Genomic DNA, 15,877 nt, shown 5'->3' with positions numbered 1-15,877 from the left:
GCACACTGCCGCTCCCGCTCGGTGACGGAACGGACGGGGCCCGGCCCGCTGGGACCCTGCGGTGCGGCCCACGGCATCGCGTAGCGTAGGCCCGCCCGATGCGCTGATGGCGCGTTTCTGCAATTGCCGGGACGCCCGTTACCTGATGTGATGATCGGCCTTGCGATCACCATGCCTGCTGCGGTAAAAGACGCCTCCTCACAGCACCTTCGGAAGGGCCCGAGGACCACCTTTCCCCCGATTCCGGAACCCCCGACACGGTTCGCCTGTCTCTAAAGGTGACCATGTACGCGCCCCTCCCCGGGGGGGCGCCCGGCCATCCGGAGCGAGCTCTGCCGATGATGTACTCCCCGCCGACCGCCTACCGGTCCCGGCGTCGCGCGTCCTCCCGCGTCAAGCGCTGGGGCATCGTCGTGGCGTGCATAGCCGTGCTCGGTGCCATCGCCTGGCCCGTCCTGAACTATTTCGACGTCTTCTCCGACAAGGGCGACGCGATCTCCTTCGGCGGCGGCCCGTCCGACGGCAAGGGGCAGTCCGCCGGGTCCAAGGCCCTGATGCCCACCGGGCCCAAGGCGGACTTCACGGTCTCCGGCACGGTGCCCGAGGACGGCAGCAAGATCGCCGTCACGACGTACCAGGGCAAGAAGTCCGGCTTCACGGGCAAGGTCTGGGTCTGGGCGCCCAAGCAGTACGACGACCCGCAGTACAAGAACAGCGGCTTCCCCGTGCTGATCGCCCTGCCGGGCGGTGCGGGCTTCCCCAACAACTACTGGATGGGGACGAACCTCAAGCTGGAGGCCTCCATCCAGAAGTGGGCGGACGCGGGCGAGAGCCTGCCCTTCATCCTCGCCATGCCGGTGCTCAACCCCGAGAACCACGACCTGGACAAGCACGACCCGAAGTCCGGCCTGTACTGGGACGGCAGCGACATCCCCGGCCAGCCGAAGATGGGCACCTGGCTGACCGAGGACGTGCCCGAACTGATCAAGGAGAACTTCCGCACGGTCAAGTCCCGCGACGGCTGGGCCTTCATGGGCTCCTCCACCGGCGGCTCCGCGGGCCTGAAGTCCGTGCTCCAGAAACCGGACAAGTTCAAGGCCGTCATCTCCTCCGGCCCCGACATCGTGCCCGACTCCCGGCTGTGGGCCGGGCACGAGAAGGAGAAGGAGGACAACGACTCCGATGTCCTTGCCAAGCGTCTCATCGCCAGGGGTGGCCCTGAGGTCTATCTGGGGCTCCAGGTCGGCGCGAGCGAGCCGGTGAAGCCGCCGATCGACAAGTTCATCGCGACGTACGGCGACAAGGGCCCGGTCAAGACCAAGTACCACGTCATCCCGGACGGCGACCACAACGCCGCGACCTACGTGCCGAACATGGAGTCCGGCGGACTCATCCAGTGGATCAGCCGGCACATGCAGGGGCCGGTCTCGTAGAGCACGCACGCCGTAAAGCACGCACGCCGCTGCCGGGGCCACCGGATTCACGGAAATGCACTCGTCCGGGTGTGGTTCGGTGATTGCCGGTCCCGGCCCGGCGCGAAAGGCTCTGTGGCCGTGACTCAACACGGCAGCACCGAACACAGCAGCTACGAGCTGGTCCGCACCACCCTGGTCCAGGCCGTCGGGGCCGACCCCACCGCGCTCACCCCCGCCACCGCGCTCCGCGACCTGGAACTGGACTCCCTGGGCCTGGTCGAACTGGCCATCACCCTGGAGGACCGCACCGGGAAACCGATGACCGAGGTCACCGAGCACAGCACGCTGGCCGACGTCGCAGAGCTGATCGATGCCGCCGGTGCGGAGCTGCAGGTACCGGCCGCCCGCACACCCGGCCCCGCAGCCGGCACCTTCCGATGAACCGCCACACACACCACCCGGTGGCCGTCACCGGACTCGGCGTGGTCACCCCGGCCGGCATCGGCGAACAGGCCACCTGGCAGGGCCTGCTGGCCGCCCGCTCCACTGCGACGCGCGACCCGGTGCTCGCCGGGCTCCCCGTGGACATCTCCTGCCAGGTGCCGGGTTTCGACGCGCACCGCCTCATCGGCAAGCACCTCGCCTGGCGGCTCGACCGCGCGGGCGCGATGGCCGTCCTGGCCGCCCGGCACGCCACCGCCGACGCGGGCCTCTCCCCCGCCGAGTGGGACGCCGCACGGGTCGGCGTGGTGATCGGCACCGGGACCGCCAGCATGGAGCGCTACGACGCGGAGTACGCCAAGCTCGGCGCAGGACGCCCTCTGTCCATCTCCCCTTTGGCCGTCACCCGCAGCGTGCCGAACATGCCGGCCGCCGACATCGCACTGGACCAGACTGCGCACGGCCCCAACTTCGCCGTCTCCACCGCCTGCGCCTCCGGCACCACCGCTCTCGGCGTCGCCCGCGACCTGCTGCGCGCCGGAACCTGCGACATCGTCCTGGCGGGCGGCACGGAATCCGCCCGCTGCCGGATGCCCGCGGCCTGCTTCCACCGCATGGGGGCCCTCTCCCAGCGCATCGGCCAACCGGCCGCCGCCTCCCGGCCGTTCGATGCCGAGCGCGACGGATTCGTCCTCGCCGAGGGCGCCGCGGTGCTCGTGCTGGAACGTCCCGAGCACGCCCGGGCGCGCGGCGCCCGGCCCCGCGCCTACGTGGCCGGCTACGGCGCCAGTTGCGACGCCCACCACTTCGCGGCCCCCGACCCCGAGGGGCGCGGTGCCGCGGCGGCGCTGCGCGCCGCGCTCCGGGACGCCGGTCTGGACCCGGCCGACATCGGCCACGTCAACGCCCACGGAACCGGCACCCGCCTCAACGACCAGGCCGAATGCCACGCGCTGCGCTCGGTCTTCACCGACCCGCCGCCCGTCACCTCGCTCAAGGGAGCTCTCGGCCACGCCATCGGCGCGGCCGGCGCGATCGAGGCAGCCGTCACGGTGCTGAGCCTGCAGCACGGGACCGTCCCGCCCACCGCCAACCTCGACCTGCAGGACCCGGACATCGACCTGGACATCGTGACGAAGGTCCCGCGCTCCCTCGCCCTGTCGGCGGCGGCCAGCACCTCCTTCGCCTTCGGCGGCCAGAACGCCGCCCTGATCCTCCACGCCGCCTGACGCCATGCAGACCGCTGAACAGCCTGTCCTCGCCTGGCCGGAGCGCATCGCCGCGGAACTGCCCTACGACATGGGGTCCGACGCCTTCCGCGACGACCCGTACCCCTTCTACGAGCAGCTGCGCCACGCCTCGGGCCCCGTCCACCGCACCCCGGCCGGCGCCCTGGTGGTGACGGGCCACCACGCCTGCGCCGCCGTACTGCGCGACCCCCGCTTCGGTCACGGCGCCGCCACCGCGAGCGACATGACGAACTACGGCGTGCGGGCCCGCGACTTCGTGCTCACCGATCCCCCGGAGCACGACGCACAACGCGGCCGGGTGAGCGGCGCGTTCACCGCAAGGGCCGTCGAACGCCTGCGTCCGGGGATCGCCCGCCGCGCCGATGCCCTGCTCCACCGGGCCCTGCAGGCCGGAGCGGCCGACGTGGTCGCCGACATCGCGCGGCCGCTGACCGCCGGTGTCGTTCTGGAGGACCTCCTCGGCCTGCCCCCCGGCCACGGTTCCCGCTTCGAGCAGGACACGGAGCTCATCGCGCGCGGCATCGACCCCGACCAGGTCACCGATCCGGCCACCCGCACCCGCATCGCACGGGCCCGCCTCGGCTTCGTCCGTGAGGTCAAGAACGTCCTCGCCCATCAGGCCTCCGGGCCGGGTGTCATCGGCGCACTGGCCGCTCCCGCCTCCCCCTGCCAGGCCCCGCCCTCGCCCGTCGAGACGATCAGCACGTGCGTCCTGCTGATCACGGCCGGCTACGAGACCACCGTGGGACTCATCGGCAACGCCACCCACCACCTGCTCGCCCATCCCGACGAGTTCGCCCGGCTCGCCGCGACCGGGCCCTCCGAACAGGCGATGCAGAACGCCGTGGAGGAATTCCTGCGCTTCGATCCGCCGATCCAAGTCGTCATGCGCAGCGCACTGACCGATGCGGACGTGGCCGGCGTGCCCGCGCCCCGGGGCACCGTCGTGGTGCTGCTGCTCGGCGCGGCCAACCGCGATCCGGACGTCCATCCCGACCCCGGCAGGCTCGACCTCACCCGCCGCCCGCGGCACCTCGCCTTCGGCCTGGGCCCACACTTCTGCCTCGGCACCCCGCTCGCCCGGCTCATGGCCCGGACCGTCCTCGACGGGCTCGTACGCTGCCGGCCCCGGCGGTGCGACGAGGAGCCCGTGCGGTACGGGCCCGCCCGCGTCGTCCGCCGCGTACAACGGCTGCGCATCCGGCTCGACGGGCCCGTCTCCTGACCTCCGCACCACGATCCGGACGAGAAGCAGGGAACCCATGGACGACGGACAACGGCAGCACTTCAGCATCGACGGCTTCCGGTACCAGTGCACGATGTGGGAGCAGCGGGACGCCCTGCTGGCCCCCTGCGTCGTCCTGCCGGGCCTGTACCAGACGGCTGCCCAGGTGAACGGGCTGGTGAAGCGCCTGCTGCCCCGTATGACGTGCATCGTCGTCAAACCCCCGGGGCTGATCGACACGGACGACCTCCCGTCGGCCCTGGGGCCGGACTTCCTTGCGAAGGCCGTCCACGAGGTGATCGGCCGCTACGGCGTCGGCCCGGTCAACCTCGTGAGCGTCTCCGCGGGAACGCCCATCGCCTACTTGACCGCCTTGCGTTTCCCCGACTGTGTGCTCCGGTCCGTCTTCATCGGTTTCGTGAGGCATCCCGCAGCAGTGAAGGACAGCGCCAGGACGGCGGTCCGGCTGCTCAGGGCCGGCCGCCTCGCCGAGTGGGCCGACATGACGCTGGAGCAGCTCGTGTGCCAGGACCCGGGCCGTCATGTGCGGGGGCGGGCGACGATCACCGGCCTGCTCCGGCGGCGCATCATCAACGGTGACCGCTCCGAGACCGAGCAGATGATCCGGATTCTGCGCCGGGGCATCCGGCACCTCGACTGGTTCCCGGGCGTCGGCCTCCGGCAGCCCGCCCTGTTCTTCACCGGGGAGCACGACACCGCCACACCGCCCGCAACCGCCCTGCAGACCGCCGCCCTGTGCGCGGACGCGCGGGTCACCACCGTCAAGGAGTCCGACCACATGGTTCTGCTCCAGCGGCCGGCCGAGGTGGCCGAGCTCGTCGTCCGGCACTGTTCCGGTCAGAGCCTTGAGGCCCTGCCGTACTGTCACGCCGTGCAGTACTTCGGCTCCGCCGCCCCGGAAGCCACCAGTTCCAGCGCCCCAGCACCTGCATGAGCGCGGGCATGAGCACGAGCCGCACGACCGTGGCGTCCAGGGCGACGGCGACGGCCACGGCGAAGCCGAACTGCCTTACCTGCGCGCTGCTGACGACGAGGAACGAGGCGAAGGCGGCCACCATGATGACCGCGGCCAGTGAGATCGGCACTGCGGTGCGGGCCAGGCCCTCGGCCACGGCACGGGTGTTGTCCCCGCAGGCCAGGAACTGTTCGCGCATTCGCCGCACCAGGAACATCTCGTAGTCCAGCGACAGCCCGAACAGCATGACGACGGTGATCAGCGGCACGAAGTGGTTGATCACCGGGTGCCCGCCCGTGCCCAGCCAGGGTGCGCACACGGCCAGGATCCCGAACGTGGCCGCCGCCACGGCCACGTTGACGACGACGGCCTTGAGCGGGAGCAGCAGGCTGCGGAAGGCGACCAGGAGGAAGAGGAAGGCGCCGGCCAGGAGGCAGGCGCCGACGGTCACGACGCTGCCGTCCACCGCCGCCCGCTGGTCGGCCAGCGCGCCGGGCACGCCGCCCACCAGGGCCGTCCTGCCCGGCGGCAGGGCATCGGGCAGGATCCGGTGGCGGAGCCGGTGGAGCAGTTCGGCGGTGGGGGCCGAGTCGAGTGGGGTGCGCGGCAGGACCATCACCAGTGTCGTGCCGCGCTGGTTGTCGACGGTCGCGCTCGCCGCGACGCCCGGATCGGTCTCCAGGGCGGCCATCAGCCGGCCCAGCCCGGCAGGCGGCTCGGTGCCGGGGTGGGGCAGCACGGCCATCAGGGTGGCGGCCGCTCCGTCGAGGCCGTCCCTCTCCAGGACGTGCAGGGCGGTACCGCTCGGCGTGCCCGTCAGCGAAGCGCGGTCGAAGTCGAAGCCGGTGTGCAGGCCGCCGGCCGGAAGGGCGGCCAGGACGAGGACGGCGACGGCGGCGCAGATGGCCCGCCAGGGATGCCTCATCAGGCGCAACGCCCATTCCTGCCAGCCGTGTCGACCGGACCCCGGGCGGGCCGGGGCGGTCGCGCGTACGTACTGCGGCCACTGTGCGAGGCAGGCCGGAAGCAGCGTCACCGCCGCGAGCAGGGCCACGGCCGTGACCGTGACGGCGCCCAGGGCGCACGTACGGACGATCGGCATGCCCACGGCCAACAGGCTTGCGGCGCCGGCCATGAACGTGAGGGCGGAGTAGCCGACGGTCCTGCCCGCGGTGACGGTGGCGGCCACGGCGGCCTCGGGGCCGTCCGCGCCCGCGGCGAGCCGTTCGCGGCAGCGCATGAGCAGGAGCAGGGCGTAGTCCAGGCCGACGCCGAGGCCGAGGGCGGAGGTGGTCGCCATGGTGAGGAGGTCGACGTGGCCGCCGGACGCGCGGTCCGCCAGCGCCAGGGCCACCGCGACCGCGGAACCGGCCACCAGCAGGGGCAGCACGGCCGGCAGCGGGCGGCGCAGCACGGCGAACAGCGCCAGGAACGCCGCCAGCAGGGCGAGGGTGTCGGCGAGCCGGACGGTCGGCATGACGGCTGTCTGCATGTCCTGTACGGCCGTGGTGGCGCCCAGCAGGTCGGCACGGATCCGTCCGCCGGAGGCCCGTTCCGCGGCGCGTTCCGCGGTGAACTGCCAGTCGTGCACACGGGGTTGGCGCTCCTGGGCGGTTCCGGAGGCTCCGACCAGGCGGTACGCGCTGTGCGCGACGGCGTTGCCGGGCACGTTCCCGGGCACGGGCAGGTCCGTCACCCCGGACACGCCGGGCCGTGCGGCCAGCGCCGCCGAGACCTCTTCCACCGTCTTCCGGTAAAGGGAGTCGTCCGTGGCGGGTCCGGACGGGTGGAACACCAGGACCATCTGCTCCGCCCCCAGCTCGGGGAACGCCTGTTGCAGGGCCCGGGCCGCCCGCGCGGACTCCGTGCCGGGGAGGAAGAGGTCCGGCACCGCCAGTGTTCCGGAGAACCCGGGAAGGCAGAGGGCGGACAGCAGCAGCACTGCGGCCCACGCGCCGATGCACCATCGCCGCCGTCGCACCACCGCAGCGGCAAAGGCGCCGGCCAGGCGTTCCACTCCTGTCGAAGTCCGCTGAACGGAGGGGTCGTTGGCGGGAGGGGCGGACACCGGCATCACAGAGAACACCTTTTCCGGGATCTACTGACGGTGCGTCATACTATGCAAAACCGGACATGAGACGTCCATCGGAACGCACCCGACGGGAGAAGAAATGACAATCCTCCTACGAAGAACCCGGCACCGCCTTCTCGCCGCCGTGACGGCGGCCGCAACGCTCACCGCCGTGGGCGGCGCCTCCGCCGCCCCGCGCAACTCCGGGATGCTCGCCCTGACTTGCGACGGCCACACCGCACCCCGGTCCCCCGTCGCCATCACGCCCCCGCTCGGCACCCGGTCCCGGCACACCGCGGTGCGCGGCACCCTGCTGCTCGACCACTGCTTCTCCCCCGACGGCACCGCGGCCCGGCTGCGCTCGGCCACGGTCGGCCTCGGACTCTCCGGCACGGCCTCCTGTTCCGGTGCACACGACCTGACCGGGTCGGGCTACGTGACCTGGTACGCGACCCCCGACCGCACGGGCAGGCCGGCCGGCAGATCGACGCTCGGCGTCAAGGGGCCGCGTGCGGGCACGTGGTCCGCCGCCACTCCGCTGCCCACGATCGTCGTCCGCACCGGGACCCTCGCCGGGCACACCGTCACCGTCGGCGCGGTCGGCACCCCCGCCGCCATGCACTGCTCGACCCGGGGGCTGCGGTCCCTCTCCGGGGCGTTCTGGGTGACCGTGCACCCTGGCAGCTGACGCGCCCCCTGCGCCAAGCTGTGCGGATGTCAGACGAGTTGAACACCCCTCGCCGCATCGCCGACGCCCACGTCGCGCAGCTCGCGGCACTCGACCCGCTGATCTCGGCGCGGCTGGGTCTGCACCCGGAGGACGACCGGCAGCCGGACCTGTCGCCGGACGGCTTCGACGCCCTCGCCGACGCGGCACGCCGCACGCTGACCGCACTGGACGCCGCACCCCCCGCCCCGGAACCCGTCGAGCAGGCCTGCGGCCGGCTGCTGCGCGAACGCCTCACCGCGGAACTCGCCGTGCACGACGCCGGGGACACCTTCCGGCAGCTGCGCAACGTCAACTCGCCCCTGCACAGGGTGCGGAGGATATTCCACCTGCGGCCCACCGCCACCGAGGACGACTGGGCGGCGACGGCCCGGCGGCTGCGCAACGTGCCCCGGGCCCTGGACGGCTACCGCGCGACGCTGTCGGAGGGCATATCCCGCGGTCTGCTGTCGGCGCCGCGCCAAGCCGAGGCGTGCAGGGGCCAGTTGGGTGCGTGGACCGGCCAGGACGCCGGGACCGCGGGCTGGTTCGCGGAGTTCGCCGCGAACGGGCCGAAGCGGCTCCGGCCCGAGCTGGACGCCGCCGCCCGCCGCGCCACCGCAGCCGTCGCAGCGTTCCGCGACTGGCTCCAGGACGTCTACCTGCCCGCGGCGGACGGCACCCCGGACGCCGTCGGCCGCGAACGCTATCTGCGCTCCGCCCGCTGGGCGACCGGCGCCGACCTCGACCCGGCCGAGGCCTACGCGTGGGCCTGGGAGGAGTTCCACCGCACGGCCGCCGAGATGCGCCGCGAGGCCGATCGCGTACTGCCGGGCGCGGACGTGCTGACGGCCATGGCCCACCTCAACGAGCACGGCCACGCGGTGGAGGGCGTGGAGGCGGTCCGCGACTGGCTGCAGCAGATCATGGACGAGGCCGTCGACGCCCTCGACGGCACCCACTTCGACCTCTCCGGCCCGCTCCGCCGGGTCGAGTCCAGGATCGCGCCCGCGGGCACGTCCCCGGCCCCGTACTACGTCGGCCCCAGCCTCGACTTCAGCCGGCCGGGGCGGACGTACCTGCCGACCCTGGGCCGGACGGTCTTCCCGACCTGGCAGCTCGTCAGCACCTGGTACCACGAGGGCGTACCCGGCCACCATCTCCAGCTCGCCCGGCGGGCGGGCCTCGCCGGCCGGCTCAGCCGGTACCAGGTCACCCTCGGCTCGGTCAGCGCCGACACCGAGGGCTGGGCGCTCTACGCGGAGCGGCTCATGGACGAGCTCGGCTTCCTCACCGACCCCGCCCGGCGGCTAGGCTACCTGGACAAGCAGATGCTCCGCATCATCCGGGTGATCGTCGACATCGGCATGCACCTGGAGCTGACCGTCCCCGCGGGCGCCGGCTTCCACCCCGGCGAGCGCTGGACCCCCGGGCTGGCCACCGCCTTCATGGCCGCCCACCACGGCAGCCCGGCCGCCCGCCGGACCGGGGAGATCGACCGCTATCTCGGCTGGCCCGGCCAGGCCATCGGCTACAAACTCGGCGAACGCGCCTGGCTGCAGGGCCGCGAGGCGGCTCGCCGCCGTCACGGGGCCGGTTTCGACCTCAAGGCGTGGCACACGGCCGCGCTGTCCCAGGGGGCGCTCGGGCTCGACGACCTTGCCGGGAGCCTGGCGGCGCTGTAGGGGGGCTGCTGCCGTCTGTCCACTGCGGGTTGTTTACGGCTGAGCGCGCAGTTCCCCGCGCCCCTTACGGGGCGCGCAGCCTCTCGACGGGCGGCCGTGCGTGCCCGGGGCCATCCTGGAGGGGAGGGGAGCCGCCCATGAATCCCGGACGGACCAGGTGGGATCCGCAGCACGGCCGGTGGGAGACGACGGCCCGGGGCCGGGCCGTGCTGACCGACCCCCGGCTGAACAAGGGCACCGCCTTCCCGCACGACGAGCGGCACGCGCTCGGTCTCGTCGGCCTGCTGCCGCCGCACGCGCTCACGCTGGAGCAGCAGGCCGCCCGCGCCTACACGCAGTACGGCGTCCAGCCCAGCGACCTGGCCAAGCACGTCTATCTGACCGCCCTGCACGACCGCAACGAGGTGCTGTTCTACCGGCTCCTCGGCGACCACCTGGACGAGATGCTGCCCATCGTCTACACCCCGACCGTCGGCACGGCCATCGAGCGCTACAGCTACGAATACCGGCGCCCGCGCGGGGTCTATCTGTCCGTGGACGCGCCCGAGGACATCGAACGCTCGTTGCTCGCCACGGGGTTGGGGCCGGACGACGTCGACCTGATCGTGGCCACCGACGGCGAGGCGATCCTGGGCATCGGCGACTGGGGTGTGGGCGGCATCAACATCTCGGTGGGCAAGCTGGCCGTCTACACCGCCGCGGCCGGCATCGACCCGGCCCGTACCATCCCCGTCATGCTGGACGTGGGAACCGGTCGGCGCCGTCTGCAGGAGGACCCGCTCTATCTCGGCAACCGGCACCCGCGGGCGGAGCGCGCCGCCTACGACGCCTTCCTCGACGCCTACGTGGAGACGGCGACCCGCCTCTTCCCCCACGTCCTGCTCCACTGGGAGGACTTCGGCGCGGACAACGCACGGCGCGTGCTGGCGCGCTTCCGCGAGCGGGTGCCGACCTTCAACGACGACGTCCAGGGCACCGGAGCGGTGAACCTGGCGGCGGTGCTGTCCGGGGTACGGGCCAGCGGCACGCCCCTGCCCGAGCACCGGATCGTCGTCTTCGGCGCCGGCACGGCGGGCATCGGCGTCGCCGACCAGCTGCGCCAGGCGCTGACCGACGAGGGTCTGACGCCGGAGGACGCCGCCCGGCTGATCTGGTGCGTCGACCGGTACGGCCTGCTCACCGACGACACGGCCGGCCTGCGCGACTTCCAGGCCCCGTACGCCCGCCCCGCGGGCGAGGCGGCCGGCTGGGCACGCGATGCGGCCCTCGGCGGGATCCCGCTCGACGAGGTGGTGCGCAGGGTCGCGCCGACCGTCCTCATCGGCACGTCCGGCCGGGGCGGCGCCTTCACCGAGCCGATCGTGCGGGAGATGGCAGCGTCCGTGCAGCGGCCCATCATCCTGCCGATGTCCAACCCCACGCCCCTCGCCGAGGCGGTGCCCGCCGACCTGCTGGCGTGGACCGGCGGGCGGGCCCTGGTGGCCACCGGCAGTCCGTTCGCACCGGTGCCGTACGACGGGGCCGTCCACCGGATCGGGCAGGCCAACAACGCGTTCGTCTTCCCCGGGCTCGGCCTCGGCAGCATCGTGTCCCGGGCCGCCCGGATCACCGACGGCATGCTCACCGCCGCGGCCCACGCCGTCGCCGCGCAGGTGGACCCGGCCGAACCCGGCATGCCGGTCCTGCCGCCCGCACGGCGGTTGCGCCCGGTCTCCGCCGCGGTGGCCGTGGCGGTCGCCCGTGCCGCGGCGCGCGACGGGGTCGCGCGCGCGGTCGTGGACGACACGATCGACAGCCGGGTCCGGGCGGCGATGTGGTGCCCGGACTACCGCCCGGTGCAGGCCGTTTGAGCGGTCAGCCGCGCGGAAGCCATTCCGGCCGGCCCGCGCCGCGCGGCATGAGGACGGTGCGGAAGGCGCCGGGGGTCCCGGACATGACGACCTGGTCGGTGACGCCCTGGTAGCGGCCGCACGGGGTGTCGGCGGTGAAGGTGTCGGGATCGAGGTAGGCGTGCCGTTCGCCGGTTCCGGCGAGTTCGCGGGCGTAGTCCTTGTCGAGGACGCCCAGGCTGAGGATCCACAGGGCGACGCGGGTGAGCGAGACGTGCACGCGGTAGCTGCCGCCCTCGGTGGCGCGCCGCATGAGGGCGGCGATGACGCCGGTGGTGGCGAGCCAGGGGACGAGGTAGTCGTTGACGACCTTGATCGGGGGCAACGCCGGGTTGTCGTCGGTGCCTTCGAGGTTCATCATGCCGGCGACGCAGCCGGCGGTCTGGTCGAAGCCGACGCGGTGGGCCCAGGGGCCGTGCTGTCCGTGCAGGCTGACGGTGGTGTGGATGATGCCGGGGCGGATCTCGGCTGCCTGCTGCGCGGTCAGGCCCCTGCGTTCCAGGTAGCCGGCGCGGTGGTTGGCGTAGAAGACGTCGGCGCCGCGCAGCAGTCGGCGCAGGACGGCCGAGGCCTGCGGGTCGCGGCCGTGGTCGAGGGTGGCGGAGCGCACGCCGATCTGGGCGGTGTAGTAGAGGAGGTCGTTCTCGAACTGGCCCGGCCGCCAGATGTTGAGGGCGTCGGCGCCGTGCTGGGCCATGGTGCGTCCGATGGCGGCCCCGGCGATGACGTGCCCCAGGCCCAGGGCCCGTACGCCGTCGAGCGGTTGGGCGGCGCCGGGCGGGAGCGGCTCGGGCTCGCTGTCACCGATCTTCTCGATCTCTATCAGGGGCAGGTCCGCCAGGACGTCCCGGTACTGGCGGGTGCCGAGGAACTCCCGGGTGCTGCGCAGCATCGGCATGACGACGCCGGCGTCCGCTCCGGCCCGCTCCAGCTCCGCGCCGTCCCAGCGGGCGACGGCCTGGGAGATCGCCAGGGCGTCGTCGGGGGTGCCGAGCAGCTTGAGGGTGCGGGACTTCAGCGCCGGGTAGACGTTCAGCGGCATCACCCAACGCCCGTCGCCCGCGCGGTAGAAGGAGAGGGCGAAGGGGTCGTCGGGGGCGACGACGGGGTAGCCGTTGAGCGTCTCCCACTTCGCGTCGTAGAAGGGGCACAGCCGGTGCGGGGCCTTGCGCAGGTCCATGGCGATGTCCTGGCCGGGGCCGCCGCGGTGCTGCCACAGCCTGGCCAGGGCCACGGACTTGGCGGTCAGGCCGAGGGCGGGGGCGGCGGCCAGCCGCAGGGTGGAGGGCACCACCGGGTCGGCGCCGGTGAAGGTGACCGTGCCGCCGGCGTCCTGTGCGCTCATGCCGACGCCGCCGAGGACGTCGTCGAGCGCGGCGTGGATGTCGAAGTGGTCGTCGGCCTCGCCGGTGACGGGCTTGTCGAGCGTGGTCTCGATCTTCTCGGTGAGGTTCATGCTGCTGCCTCTTCTGTCGGTTCGTGCGAGGTGTCGGCGAGGGCGCGCATCAGGGCGATCTGTGCGCGGTCGCGGCGGGCGGCGAGTTCGCCGGCCGGCTCGCCGGCGAAGGCATCCTCGGCCTGGGCGGTCAGCAGGGCGACAGTGGGTTCGTCGAAGGACGGGCTGCCCAGTCCGGGCCAGGTGGCCTCCATGGCGCGGCCGAGGTGCTGCAGGAAATGCGGCAGGCCGCCGGGGCCGCCGCCGAGGTGGAAGGTGCGGAAGGGTCCGGCGACCGCCCAGCGCAGGCCGATGGAGGCGGTGACGATCTCGTCCAGCTCGGCCTCGGTCACCACGCCCTCGGCGACCAGGTGCACGCATTCGCGGAAGAGCGCGGACTGCAGGCGGTTGGCGACGAAGCCGGGGATCTCCTTGCGCAGGATCTGCGGCTTCTTGCCCAGGGAGGCGTAGAAGTCGCGGGCCTGCAGCAGCACTTGGGAAGAGGTGCGCTCGCCGGGGACGACCTCGACCAGTGGCACGAGGTGCGGCGGGTTGAAGGGGTGCCCGACGACGAGCCGCTCCGGCTGCCGCATGGCCTCGGCGATGGCGGTGGCGGGGATGCCGGAGGTCGAGGTGGCCAGCAGCGCGTGGGCGGGGGCGGCCTGTTCGACGGTCTGCCAGATCTGCTGCTTGACGGCCAGGCGTTCGGGGCCGTTCTCCTGCACGACGTCGGCATCCGCGACCGCGGCGGCCAGGTCGGCTTCGAAGCTGAGACGTGCGGTCAAGTTGTCGGTGGGCAGGCCAAGTTCGGCCAGGGCCGGAACGATCTCGTCCAGCCCGGCGAGGACCTGGTCCCGCACGTCGGGGCGCGGGTCGCTGACGACGACGTCCAGGCCGTGGGCGAGGAACAGCCCGGTCCAGGAGATCCCGATCACGCCGCCGCCGATGACGGCGGCGCGCCGGCGGGGTGTTGAAGCGCTCATGGTGTGCCTCTCAGCGGGCGAGGTAGTCGTGGACGACCTCGGCCGGGCTGAGGGTGAGGTCGGTCAGGATGTGGGCGGCGGTGACGACTTCGAGGACCGGCAGGTCGGCGAGCGGCGCCAGGGCGTGGGCGAACAGCTCCAGGCGGGCCGGGCCGCGGAAGGCGCTCTTGACCGTGATGTCGGTGATCTGGGTGCGCACCAGTTCGCAGATGCGCGGCCGGCCGTCGTAGCCGGGCACCGCCTTGACCATGAAGGTGGGCACGCAGATCTCGGCGCGGGCCTCGTCGGGGTCCATCGGGTGGTGCTTGTAGCCCATGGTGGCGGTGGCCACCCGCAGCGAGCCGTAGTCGAGGGTGCCGACCAGGGTGTCGGAGTCGACGTAGAGGCGGGGCGAGCCGGCCTTCTTGGGGTAGGCGCTCAGCTCCCGGCCGCTCGAGATCGCGGGCACGCTGTCGAGGTACATCGCCAGGTTGTACTCGCCGCGCTCCCCCGCGTACTCGACGGGGACGACCTGGCCCGCCTCCGTGTAGTCGCCCAGGCCCGTCACGTCCGGCATCCGCATGACCTCGAACCGCACCAGCGGCTCGGGCAGGGACAGCGGCTCGGGGACGACCCGGCGCAGGGCCTCGGGGTCGGTGCGGTAGGTGATGGTGAGGTACTCGCGGTCGGTGAAGCGGTACCGGGTGGGGGCGAAAGCGGGTGCGTCCAGCGGGGTCGTGAACAGCCGGGCGACGTCGTGCATGTGCATGGTTGGCTTCCTCGGGCTTCCTCGGATGGCGCCTGTGCCTGTGGGGGCGGGGAGCGGAACGTGCCGCTCGGCGCCCGGAACCACTCCACGCCAGGGAAGCCGGGTCTGTCCAATATATGTTTCCCGCATGCTCGATATGCTTGAGCATATGGAGTTCACGGATCGCCTGCTGGAGCAGTTCCTCGCGCTGGCCGAGGAGAGGCACTTCGGCCGGGCCGCGGAGCGGCTCTCGATGAGCCAGCCCCCGCTCAGCCAGGCGATGCAGCGGCTCGAACGCGGCCTCGGCGTACGGCTCCTGGACCGCGGGCCGGGCGGCGTGCGCCTCACCCCCGCGGGCGCCGCCTTCGCCGTGGAGGCACGGCGGCTGCTCGACGCCCGGACCGCCGCCGTCGAGCGCGTACGGCGCGTGGCGCGCGGCCTGGAGGGCGACGTGCGCGTGGGCTACGTCAGCATCCTCAGCCACCGTCATCTGCCCCGGCTGCTGCGTGCGGCGGCGGACGAACTCCCCGGCCTGCGCATCCACTTGCGGCAGGACACCACGGCCGCGCTCGTGGAGATGGTCCGCTCGGGCACCCTGGACATCGCGTTCGTCCGGGATCCGTCGCCCGTGCCGGAGGGGCTGGCCGTCCGCGACTTCGCCGTCGAGCGCATCGTCGCGGCCCTGTCGCACGAGCACCGCCTGGCCGGGGCGGAGTCCGTCGCGCTCGCGGACCTCCGCGACGACGACTTCGCGCTCCCCAGCACGGCCACCCTGCCGGGGCTCGCCGCCCAGGGCCGGCTGGCCTGCCGGGAGGCCGGGTTCACCCCGCACTGCCGGGCCGAGGCCGACGATCTGAGCGGTCTCCTCGGCTACGTCGCCGCGGGCCTGTGCGTCGGCCTCCTGCCGGAGGACCTGCGCGACCTCGCCGTCCCCGGGATCGCCTTCGTGCCGCTCCGCGACGCGTCCCCGCACCTGCACACCACGGTCGCGGCCGTGCACCGCCCCGACGCGGACGCGGCCGTGCACCGCCTTCTGGACCTCCTGACCCGGCACGCGAGCCGCTGACTCCACCG

12 protein-coding genes and 1 pseudogene are annotated in these 15,877 nt (G+C 73.1%); 9 read left to right on the top strand and 4 right to left on the bottom strand.

Features of this window, described 5'->3' with window-relative positions; genetic code table 11:
• Window positions 1-284: 284 nt before the first annotated feature.
• The 5 genes and pseudogenes from ACLHRZ_RS04515 to ACLHRZ_RS04495 form a co-directional block, all read left to right on the top strand.
• Window positions 285-1,433 (top strand): alpha/beta hydrolase, encoded by a 1,149-nt coding sequence (locus ACLHRZ_RS04515; RefSeq protein WP_490416919.1) that lies wholly within the window; start codon window positions 285-287, stop codon window positions 1,431-1,433.
• Between the two features lie 120 nt (window positions 1,434-1,553).
• Window positions 1,554-1,856, top strand: coding sequence for an acyl carrier protein (locus ACLHRZ_RS04510; protein WP_490416918.1), 303 nt, complete (start codon window positions 1,554-1,556; stop codon window positions 1,854-1,856).
• Window positions 1,853-3,085, top strand: coding sequence for a beta-ketoacyl-[acyl-carrier-protein] synthase family protein (locus tag ACLHRZ_RS04505; RefSeq protein ID WP_490416917.1), 1,233 nt, complete (start codon window positions 1,853-1,855; stop codon window positions 3,083-3,085). Before ACLHRZ_RS04510 ends, ACLHRZ_RS04505 begins: the two co-directional genes overlap by 4 nt.
• A gap of 4 nt (window positions 3,086-3,089) precedes the next feature.
• Window positions 3,090-4,331 (top strand): cytochrome P450, encoded by a 1,242-nt coding sequence (locus ACLHRZ_RS04500; RefSeq protein WP_490416916.1) that lies wholly within the window; start codon window positions 3,090-3,092, stop codon window positions 4,329-4,331.
• A 37-nt stretch (window positions 4,332-4,368) separates the two neighbouring features.
• Window positions 4,369-5,106, top strand: a pseudogene (locus ACLHRZ_RS04495) (alpha/beta fold hydrolase); the annotation flags it as partial.
• 7 nt (window positions 5,107-5,113) lie between these two features.
• Here ACLHRZ_RS04495 and ACLHRZ_RS04490 read toward each other — a convergent pair.
• Complete coding sequence (locus tag ACLHRZ_RS04490; RefSeq protein ID WP_490416915.1) at window positions 5,114-7,381, bottom strand: MMPL family transporter; 2,268 nt, start codon at window positions 7,379-7,381, stop codon at window positions 5,114-5,116.
• A 97-nt stretch (window positions 7,382-7,478) separates the two neighbouring features.
• Here ACLHRZ_RS04490 and ACLHRZ_RS04485 point away from each other — a divergent pair, with 97 nt between their 5' ends.
• The 3 genes from ACLHRZ_RS04485 to ACLHRZ_RS04475 all read left to right on the top strand — a co-directional run bounded on the left by ACLHRZ_RS04485 (window position 7,479) and on the right by ACLHRZ_RS04475 (window position 11,619).
• Window positions 7,479-8,066 (top strand): hypothetical protein, encoded by a 588-nt coding sequence (locus ACLHRZ_RS04485; RefSeq protein ID WP_490416914.1) that lies wholly within the window; start codon window positions 7,479-7,481, stop codon window positions 8,064-8,066.
• 26 nt (window positions 8,067-8,092) lie between these two features.
• Window positions 8,093-9,769 carry a DUF885 domain-containing protein gene (locus tag ACLHRZ_RS04480; RefSeq protein ID WP_490416913.1) on the top strand — a complete coding sequence of 559 codons (1,677 nt, stop codon included), beginning with the start codon at window positions 8,093-8,095 and terminating at the stop codon, window positions 9,767-9,769.
• A gap of 137 nt (window positions 9,770-9,906) precedes the next feature.
• Entirely contained in the window at window positions 9,907-11,619 is a 1,713-nt protein-coding gene (locus tag ACLHRZ_RS04475; protein ID WP_490416912.1) for an NAD-dependent malic enzyme, read from the top strand.
• Between the two features lie 4 nt (window positions 11,620-11,623).
• On the opposite strand, the gene ACLHRZ_RS04470 is transcribed toward ACLHRZ_RS04475, so the two are convergent.
• Genes ACLHRZ_RS04470 through ACLHRZ_RS04460 form a run of 3 tightly spaced genes read right to left on the bottom strand, consistent with a single transcriptional unit; the run spans window position 11,624 to window position 14,824 of the window.
• Window positions 11,624-13,114: a CoA transferase gene (locus ACLHRZ_RS04470; protein ID WP_490416911.1), complete on the bottom strand. Its 1,491-nt coding sequence runs from the start codon at window positions 13,112-13,114 to the stop codon at window positions 11,624-11,626.
• Window positions 13,111-14,076, bottom strand: coding sequence for a 3-hydroxyacyl-CoA dehydrogenase NAD-binding domain-containing protein (locus ACLHRZ_RS04465; protein WP_490416910.1), 966 nt, complete (start codon window positions 14,074-14,076; stop codon window positions 13,111-13,113). Before ACLHRZ_RS04465 ends, ACLHRZ_RS04470 begins: the two co-directional genes overlap by 4 nt.
• 10 nt (window positions 14,077-14,086) lie before the next feature.
• The gene (locus ACLHRZ_RS04460; RefSeq protein WP_490416909.1) at window positions 14,087-14,824 is read right to left on the bottom strand and encodes an acetoacetate decarboxylase; all 738 of its coding nucleotides are present in this window, start codon (window positions 14,822-14,824) and stop codon (window positions 14,087-14,089) included.
• A 148-nt stretch (window positions 14,825-14,972) separates the two neighbouring features.
• Here ACLHRZ_RS04460 and ACLHRZ_RS04455 point away from each other — a divergent pair, with 148 nt between their 5' ends.
• Window positions 14,973-15,869 (top strand): LysR substrate-binding domain-containing protein, encoded by an 897-nt coding sequence (locus ACLHRZ_RS04455; RefSeq protein WP_490416908.1) that lies wholly within the window; start codon window positions 14,973-14,975, stop codon window positions 15,867-15,869.
• Window positions 15,870-15,877: the final 8 nt, after the last annotated feature.

It is taken from the genome of Streptomyces sp. AM25, assembly GCF_058146165.1.
This window is presented reverse-complemented; position numbering and strand designations above follow the sequence as displayed.